The organism is Faecalimonas sp. LCP19S3_D12 (genome assembly GCF_052121495.1).
Lineage (GTDB): Bacteria > Bacillota > Clostridia > Lachnospirales > Lachnospiraceae > Faecalimonas.
The window spans coordinates 97,816-104,872 of the sequence record NZ_JBQKED010000003.1; the positions used below are offsets into that span (position 1 = coordinate 97,816).

Consider the following 7,057-nt stretch of genomic DNA (forward strand, 5'->3'; position numbering starts at 1 on the left):
CAAACTTTATTTTATGGTATCCTATAGAATAAAGTGACTCTTCTGTGAAGTGGTCTTGGATTTTACGGAAGAAGAATAGATAGTGGAGGAATGACATGGAAAACGAAGTAGTTTCAAAAAATTTTATAGAACAGGAAATTGAAAAAGATTTAAGAGAAGGTGTATATGATACGGTATGCACAAGATTCCCGCCGGAGCCGAATGGATATCTTCATATCGGACATGCAAAATCTATTTTGCTGAACTATGGATTGGCACAGAAATATAACGGTACATTCCATATGCGTTTTGATGATACGAATCCAACAAAAGAGAAAGTGGAATTTGTAGAGTCGATTAAAGAAGATATCAAATGGCTTGGAGCAGACTGGAAAGAGAATCTGTTTTTTGCATCAGATTATTTTGACCAGATGTATGAATGTGCTGTGAAATTAATCAAAAAAGGAAAAGCATATGTATGTGATCTGACAGCGGAAGAGATTCGCGAGTACAGAGGAACTTTGACAGAACCGGGAAGAAACAGCCCGTACCGTGAACGTACGGTGGAAGAGAATTTAGAACTGTTCGAGGCGATGAAAAATGGAGAGTTTGAAGATGGGGAGAGAGTGCTCCGCGCAAAAATCGATATGGCATCACCGAACATCAACATGCGTGACCCGATCATTTACCGTGTGGCACATATGACGCATCACAATACAGGTGATAAATGGTGTATTTACCCAATGTACGATTTCGCGCATCCGATTGAAGATGCGATTGAGAAAATCACACATTCTATCTGTACATTAGAGTTTGAAGATCACAGACCACTGTATGACTGGGTTGTAAGAGAATGTGAGTTTGAACCGGCACCAAGACAGATTGAGTTTGCAAAATTATATTTGACAAATGTGGTGACAGGAAAGAGATATATCAAAAAATTAGTCGAAGACGGTATTGTAGATGGATGGGATGATCCAAGACTTGTATCAATTGCGGCGCTTAGAAGACGTGGATTTACACCGGAATCATTGAAGATGTTCGTAGATCTCTGCGGAGTGTCTAAGAGCAACAGCTCTGTGGATTATGCGATGTTAGAATACTGTATCCGCGAAGACTTAAAGATGAAAAAATCACGTATGATGGCAGTACTTGATCCGATCAAGCTGATCATTGACAACTATCCGGAAGGGCAGGTTGAATATCTGGATGTAGCAAATAATTTGGAAAATGAAGAATTAGGATACCGTAAAGTACCTTTCTGCAGAGAGCTTTATATTGAGAGAGAAGACTTTATGGAAGAGCCACCGAAAAAATATTTCCGTTTGTTCCCAGGAAACGAAGTGCGCCTGATGCATGCGTATTTTGTAAAATGTGAAAGCTTTGTAAAAGATGAAAACGGTAATATCACAGAGATTCACTGTACGTATGATCCAGAGACAAAATGCGGAAGTGGATTTACAGGAAGAAAAGTAAAAGGTACGATTCACTGGGTACCAGCTCCATATGCAATGAAAGCAGAAGTACGTCTCTATGAGAACATTGTTGACGAAGAAAAAGGTGTTTACAATAAAGAGGACGGTTCTTTGAACTTAAATCCAAATTCATTGACGATTTTGAAAGACTGCTATTTAGAGCCAAGCTTTGACGATGCAAAAGCATATGACAGCTTCCAGTTTGTGAGAAACGGATATTTCTGTATTGATGCGAAAGATTCAAAACCGGATGCGCTTGTATTTAACCGTATCGTATCATTGAAGAGCTCTTTCAAATTGCCAAAATAAACAGATGAATGAATTGACAATCAATTTGAAGACAAAATCAGATATGCCGCTGTATGAGCAGATTTACCGGCATATTAAGACAGAGATTCAAAGCGGGCGGATTGCCTGCAGAGAAAAACTGCCTTCTACACGGGCTCTCTCCAAGCATTTAGAAGTGAGCCGAAGTACGGTAGAGCTGGCATATGAACAGCTTTTGTCGGAAGGGTATATTGAGTCGGAGCCGTGTAAAGGCTTTTTTGCCGCGCAATTGGAAGGGTTGTATCAATTTGCGGAACTTAACATGGTTTCGAAAGCAGGAGAGAAAACCGAGAAGAAAAAATACCGTTATGATTTTAGTCCACGGGGAATTGATCTGAGTAGCTTCCCGTATAATGTGTGGAGAAAGCTGTCAAAAGAAATATTGGTGGACGACCGAACGGACTTGTTCTGTCTCGGAAATTCACAGGGAGAAGAAGGACTTCGAAATGCAATCCGTAACTACCTGTATCAGGCGCGTGGCGTGAATTGTCAGCCGGAACAGATTGTCGTCGGTGCGGGAAATGATTATCTGCTTATGCTGCTTGGCATGGTGATGGGAGAGCAACGAAAAGTTGCATTTGAGAATCCTACTTACAAGCAGGCATATCGTTTGTTTCGAAATCTTTCCTGTGAAGTGATGACGATTGATATGGATAAATATGGAATGGAAGTCTCGAAATTGTGTGAGTCGAATGCAGACACCGCATATGTTATGCCGTCTCACCAATATCCACTTGGCATCGTTATGCCGATCAAAAGAAGAATGGAACTGCTCAGATGGGCGGGAGAATCCGAAGAAAGATATATTATAGAAGACGATTATGACAGTGAGTTTCGGTACAAAGGAAGACCGATTCCGGCATTGCAGGGATATGATGTGGATGATAAAGTGATTTATCTTGGGACTTTTTCAAAGTCGCTGGCGCCGGCGATCCGAATCAGTTACATGGTACTTCCAAAACGACTTCTTACAGCATATAATGAAAAGTGCAGATTTTTAAGTTCTACGGTCTCAAAAGTCGATCAGTTTATTATCCAACGGTTTATTGAAGAAGGATATTATGAGCGCCATCTGAATAAAATGAGAGCACTCTATAAAAACAGACATGATATATTAATGGCTGGGTTAAAACCGTTGCTTACGAGATGCAGCATTTCGGGAGAGCATGCAGGAGTACATTTACTTTTGACGTTTCCATTGGGAGAAAAAGAGAAAGAACTGATCAGACAGGCGGAAGAAAAAGAAATCAGAGTTTATGGATTGTCAGAATATGATGTTGATGAACAAAAAGACGCAAAAGCAACGATATTGCTCGGATATGCAAATATGAGTGAAGAGGCGATTCGAGATGCGAGCAACATCCTGTGTAAGATATGGAAATAAAAGGAGTTCCAACTGTGGAACTCCTTTTATTTCTTTTATGCTTCTGTAGTCTGTTCAATTGGTGCATCTTCTTCGACCGGTGTCTCTTCCGTCTCCTGATTGAGAGAAACATAAGATCTCTGAGCGACTGGTTCTAAGTCACTATCCAGATCAAAATCTTCATCTTCAAAATCATCTGAAAATTCACTGTTATCATCAAGCGTATGTTGTTTTTTCTTGAAAAATGCAATTCCAATTCCGATTGCAGCACCAATGCCTGCAAGTGCTAATAAAAATTTACTCCATTTTTTTGACATATGATGACTCCTTTCTGAAAATAATATGATTCATTGAAAAACATTATAATACTTTTGTCGGAAAAATGAAAGGGGAATTCAGCCGATTGTTGTTTCTGTATCAGAATTGTGTTAGACTAACTCTTATATAGTAGAAAAGGAAGTGAGAGTATTGAACAAAGAACCTGTAAAAAAAGCGAAAAAGGGAATATTGAGTATCGTATTTAGTAGAATCTCGTTGCTTGCAGTATTATTGATTATTCAAATTGCTTTGATTGTAGGGACAGTCACATATCTGGAAGACTATGCAACTTACATTTATGTCATTTTTATCGTGTTGGAAGTGATTTCTGTCGTTTATATTATAAACAGTAAAAGCAATCCTGCGTTTAAGACTTCATGGATATTGTTTATCCTTTTAATTCCGATTGTGGGAACAGTGTTTTATCTGTTTATGAAAATACAGCCTGGAACAAGTTATTTGGATCATAGACTGAGGACATTAAATGAGGCGACATCACCGTTTATGAAACAGGATAAGGAGACGGTGGAGGCGCTTCGTGTATCGAAGCCTGCCAATGCAAATCTTGCACATTATCTGACACATCAGGCGGCATTTCCTGTGCATCGCAATACAGAAGTGACGTATTTTCCTCTTGGGGAGAATAAATTCAAGGAGATGAAAAAGCAGTTAAGACTTGCGGAAAAATATATTTTTCTAGAGTATTTTATAGTGGAAGAAGGCGTTATGTGGAATGAGATACTGGATATTCTGATCGACAAGGTTTCAAAAGGTGTGGAGGTCCGTTTCATGTATGATGGAATGTGCAGTATGGTACAGTTGCCTTATCATTATCCGAAGACGATGAGAAAATACGGAATTAAATGCAAGATGTTCAGCCCAATCAAACCAGTTCTCTCCTCACATCAGAATAACAGGGATCACAGGAAAATATGTGTGATCGATGGACATGTTGCATTTACCGGGGGAATCAATCTGGCGGATGAGTATATTAATCAGAAAGTCCGTTTCGGACACTGGAAGGATACGGCGGTCATGCTAAAGGGAGAGGCAGTTCAGAACTTTACGATGATGTTTCTTCAGATGTGGAATGTCAGTGAGCGGGGAAAAGAAGATTATACGAAATATCTGACCCCAAAGTCACTTGACATCAGAAGGGAACTTGGCTTTGTGCTTCCGTATGCAGATAGTCCGTTTGATCATGAAAACATCGGAGAGCAGGTGTATTTTCATTTGTTGAATCATGCCAAAAAATATGTGCACATTATGACGCCGTACCTGATTTTAGATAATGAGATGGTGACAAATCTTACTTACACAGCAAAATGTGGAATTGAAGTTATCATTATTATGCCGCATATTCCGGATAAGTGGTATGCGTTTGCAGTAGCACAGACCTATTATGAGGAACTGATCAGTGCGGGAGTGCAGATTTACGAATATACACCGGGATTTGTACATGCGAAAGTGTTTGTGTCAGACAATGACACTGCGACGGTCGGGACAATCAATCTTGATTATCGCAGTTTGTATCACCATTTTGAATGTGGTACATTTATTTATAACAATCCGGTCGTGTGGGAGATTGAACGTGATTTCCAAAATACTTTAAAAACAAGTCAGAAGATTACGATGCTTGATGTGAAAGAAAGAAGAATCGGTATGAAGATGGTCGGAAGCGTTTTAAGACTGATTGCGCCTTTGATGTAAACAAATAACGAAAAAAAGATTGCATAACACGGAGAAAGTATAGTATAATTCTATCGGTGCTTTATAAGCAGTGCTAAAGTATTTTATAAGAAGACACAATAATAAAGTGATTTGTAAATGCGTAACATTACAAAGTAAGATGGGAGAGAAAACACATGGAAAGAAAAGTTGGAACAATTTCAAGAGGAGTTCGTTGTCCAATCATTAGAGAAAATGATAATTTAGCAGATATTGTAGTAGAAAGCGTATTGGACGCTGCAAAAAGCGAAGGATTTGAACTGAGAGACAGAGATGTTATTTCTGTCACAGAGTCAATTGTAGCAAGAGCACAGGGAAATTACGCTTCTATCGATGCCATTGCAGAAGATGTAAAAGCAAAATTAGGCGGAGAGACAATCGGAGTAATCTTCCCAATCTTATCAAGAAACAGATTTGCTATCTGCCTCAGAGGAATCGCTGCCGGAGCAAAAAAAGTTGTTTTGATGTTAAGCTACCCAAGTGATGAAGTGGGAAATGAACTTGTATCAATAGATAAATTAGATGAGGCAGGAATCAACCCATACAGCGATGTTCTTACATTGGAAAAATACAGAGAATTATTTGGCGAGAACAAGCACGAATTTACAGGTGTAGATTATGTAGATTACTATGCAAATATCATCAAAGAAACAGGGGCAGAAGTAGAAGTTATTTTTGCGAACAATCCAAGAACAATCTTAAACTATACAAAGAATGTGTTGAATTGTGATATTCATACACGTGTTAGAACAAAACGTATTTTACGAGAGAATGGTGCAGAAAGAGTATGCGGATTAGATGATATTTTGAATGCATCGGTAAATGGAAGTGGATACAATACAAAATATGGATTATTGGGATCTAATAAATCGACAGAAGACAAAATTAAGCTATTCCCGAATGAATGTTTTGATTTAGTAGAAGATATTCAGAAACAGATTTTGGATAAGACTGGAAAACATGTAGAGGTTATGGTATATGGAGATGGTGCGTTCAAAGATCCACAAGGAAAGATCTGGGAACTTGCTGATCCTGTTGTATCACCAGCTTACACAGAAGGTTTGATCGGAACACCGAATGAAGTGAAGTTAAAATATCTTGCAGATAATGATTTCAAAGATTTAAGTGGGGAAGCATTGAAAGAAGCAATTTCAAAGCGTATCAGAGAAAAGAGCGATAATCTTGTTGGAGATATGGCTTCTCAGGGAACAACTCCGAGACAGCTGACAGATCTTATCGGTTCTTTGTGTGATCTTACAAGTGGTTCAGGGGATAAAGGAACACCGGTTGTATTGGTTCAGGGATATTTTGATAATTATACAAACTAATTAAAAAATGGTGCTGCATATATTATGCAGCACTATTTTTATATAATAGGAAATTCCGATTTTTGTTGGAACAATGAATGAAAATAGCCCGCACAAAGTCGGGCATGAGAACAAGATGACGCTCGTTAGAAGATATAAAAACCTTCTATACCAGCCTCATCGGCAAATAAATCATCTTCGTTTAAAAAGAAATCCATATCCAGAAGTTCATCCTCGCTCATATTGCGAATGTCCTTAGATGTCATTCCTTCTGGTGGATTGTCCATGTATTTTTTGCGTAATTCCTCGATATTAGATTTCATGGTAGTATTCCTCCTTTTAGAGGATTATATCATAGAACGTGAAAAAAGAAATCATGCAGAAGAACGCTTTCCGAAAGATTTGGACATTGCTCTCTCATAGAGTTCTTCGAGGGATACGCGCTTATGATTATAATAGAGTTCCAAAAGCTCCATTTTGTGTTTGCAATTCGGACACTCTAAAGGATCATAACCAAAAGAAGAAAGAATGGCAGTCCGCCATTGGTTGAAACTCCGGTA

Annotated in this window: 6 protein-coding genes and 1 pseudogene; 4 read left to right on the forward strand and 3 right to left on the reverse strand. The window is 38.7% G+C overall.

What is annotated here, in order from left to right; genetic code table 11:
• The first annotated feature begins 95 nt into the window (after nucleotides 1-95).
• Together ACTQXY_RS01800 and pdxR are read left to right on the forward strand one after the other, a co-directional pair.
• Nucleotides 96-1,763, forward strand: a complete 1,668-nt coding sequence (locus tag ACTQXY_RS01800) for a glutamine--tRNA ligase/YqeY domain fusion protein (protein ID WP_441658025.1) — start codon at nucleotides 96-98, stop codon at nucleotides 1,761-1,763.
• A gap of 4 nt (nucleotides 1,764-1,767) precedes the next feature.
• On the forward strand, nucleotides 1,768-3,165 hold the full coding sequence (gene pdxR, locus ACTQXY_RS01805; RefSeq protein ID WP_441658026.1) for a MocR-like pyridoxine biosynthesis transcription factor PdxR: 1,398 nt from the start codon (nucleotides 1,768-1,770) through the stop codon (nucleotides 3,163-3,165).
• Nucleotides 3,166-3,200: 35 nt separating this feature from the next.
• Here the strand turns inward: pdxR and ACTQXY_RS01810 are convergent, their stop codons facing one another.
• Nucleotides 3,201-3,461 (reverse strand): hypothetical protein, encoded by a 261-nt coding sequence (locus ACTQXY_RS01810; RefSeq protein ID WP_441658027.1) that lies wholly within the window; start codon nucleotides 3,459-3,461, stop codon nucleotides 3,201-3,203.
• Nucleotides 3,462-3,603: 142 nt separating this feature from the next.
• Here ACTQXY_RS01810 and cls point away from each other — a divergent pair, with 142 nt between their 5' ends.
• Both cls and ACTQXY_RS01820 read left to right on the forward strand, forming a co-directional pair.
• Nucleotides 3,604-5,172: a cardiolipin synthase gene (gene cls, locus ACTQXY_RS01815; protein WP_441658028.1), complete on the forward strand. Its 1,569-nt coding sequence runs from the start codon at nucleotides 3,604-3,606 to the stop codon at nucleotides 5,170-5,172.
• Nucleotides 5,173-5,327: 155 nt separating this feature from the next.
• Nucleotides 5,328-6,518, forward strand: coding sequence for a coenzyme F420-0:L-glutamate ligase (locus ACTQXY_RS01820; protein ID WP_441658029.1), 1,191 nt, complete (start codon nucleotides 5,328-5,330; stop codon nucleotides 6,516-6,518).
• A gap of 125 nt (nucleotides 6,519-6,643) precedes the next feature.
• Here the strand turns inward: ACTQXY_RS01820 and ACTQXY_RS01825 are convergent, their stop codons facing one another.
• On the reverse strand, nucleotides 6,644-6,820 hold the full coding sequence (locus ACTQXY_RS01825) for a hypothetical protein (RefSeq protein WP_004615281.1): 177 nt from the start codon (nucleotides 6,818-6,820) through the stop codon (nucleotides 6,644-6,646).
• Nucleotides 6,821-6,871: 51 nt separating this feature from the next.
• Nucleotides 6,872-7,057, reverse strand: a pseudogene (locus tag ACTQXY_RS01830) (IS91 family transposase); the annotation flags it as partial.

Coding starts and splice junctions, on each gene's coding strand:
- ACTQXY_RS01800 (WP_441658025.1), top strand. CDS start 96: ATGGAAAACGAAGTAGTTTCAAAAAATTTTATAGAACAGGAAATTGAA.
- pdxR (WP_441658026.1), top strand. CDS start 1,768: ATGAATGAATTGACAATCAATTTGAAGACAAAATCAGATATGCCGCTG.
- ACTQXY_RS01810 (WP_441658027.1), bottom strand. CDS start 3,461: ATGTCAAAAAAATGGAGTAAATTTTTATTAGCACTTGCAGGCATTGGT.
- ACTQXY_RS01820 (WP_441658029.1), top strand. CDS start 5,328: ATGGAAAGAAAAGTTGGAACAATTTCAAGAGGAGTTCGTTGTCCAATC.
- ACTQXY_RS01825 (WP_004615281.1), bottom strand. CDS start 6,820: ATGAAATCTAATATCGAGGAATTACGCAAAAAATACATGGACAATCCA.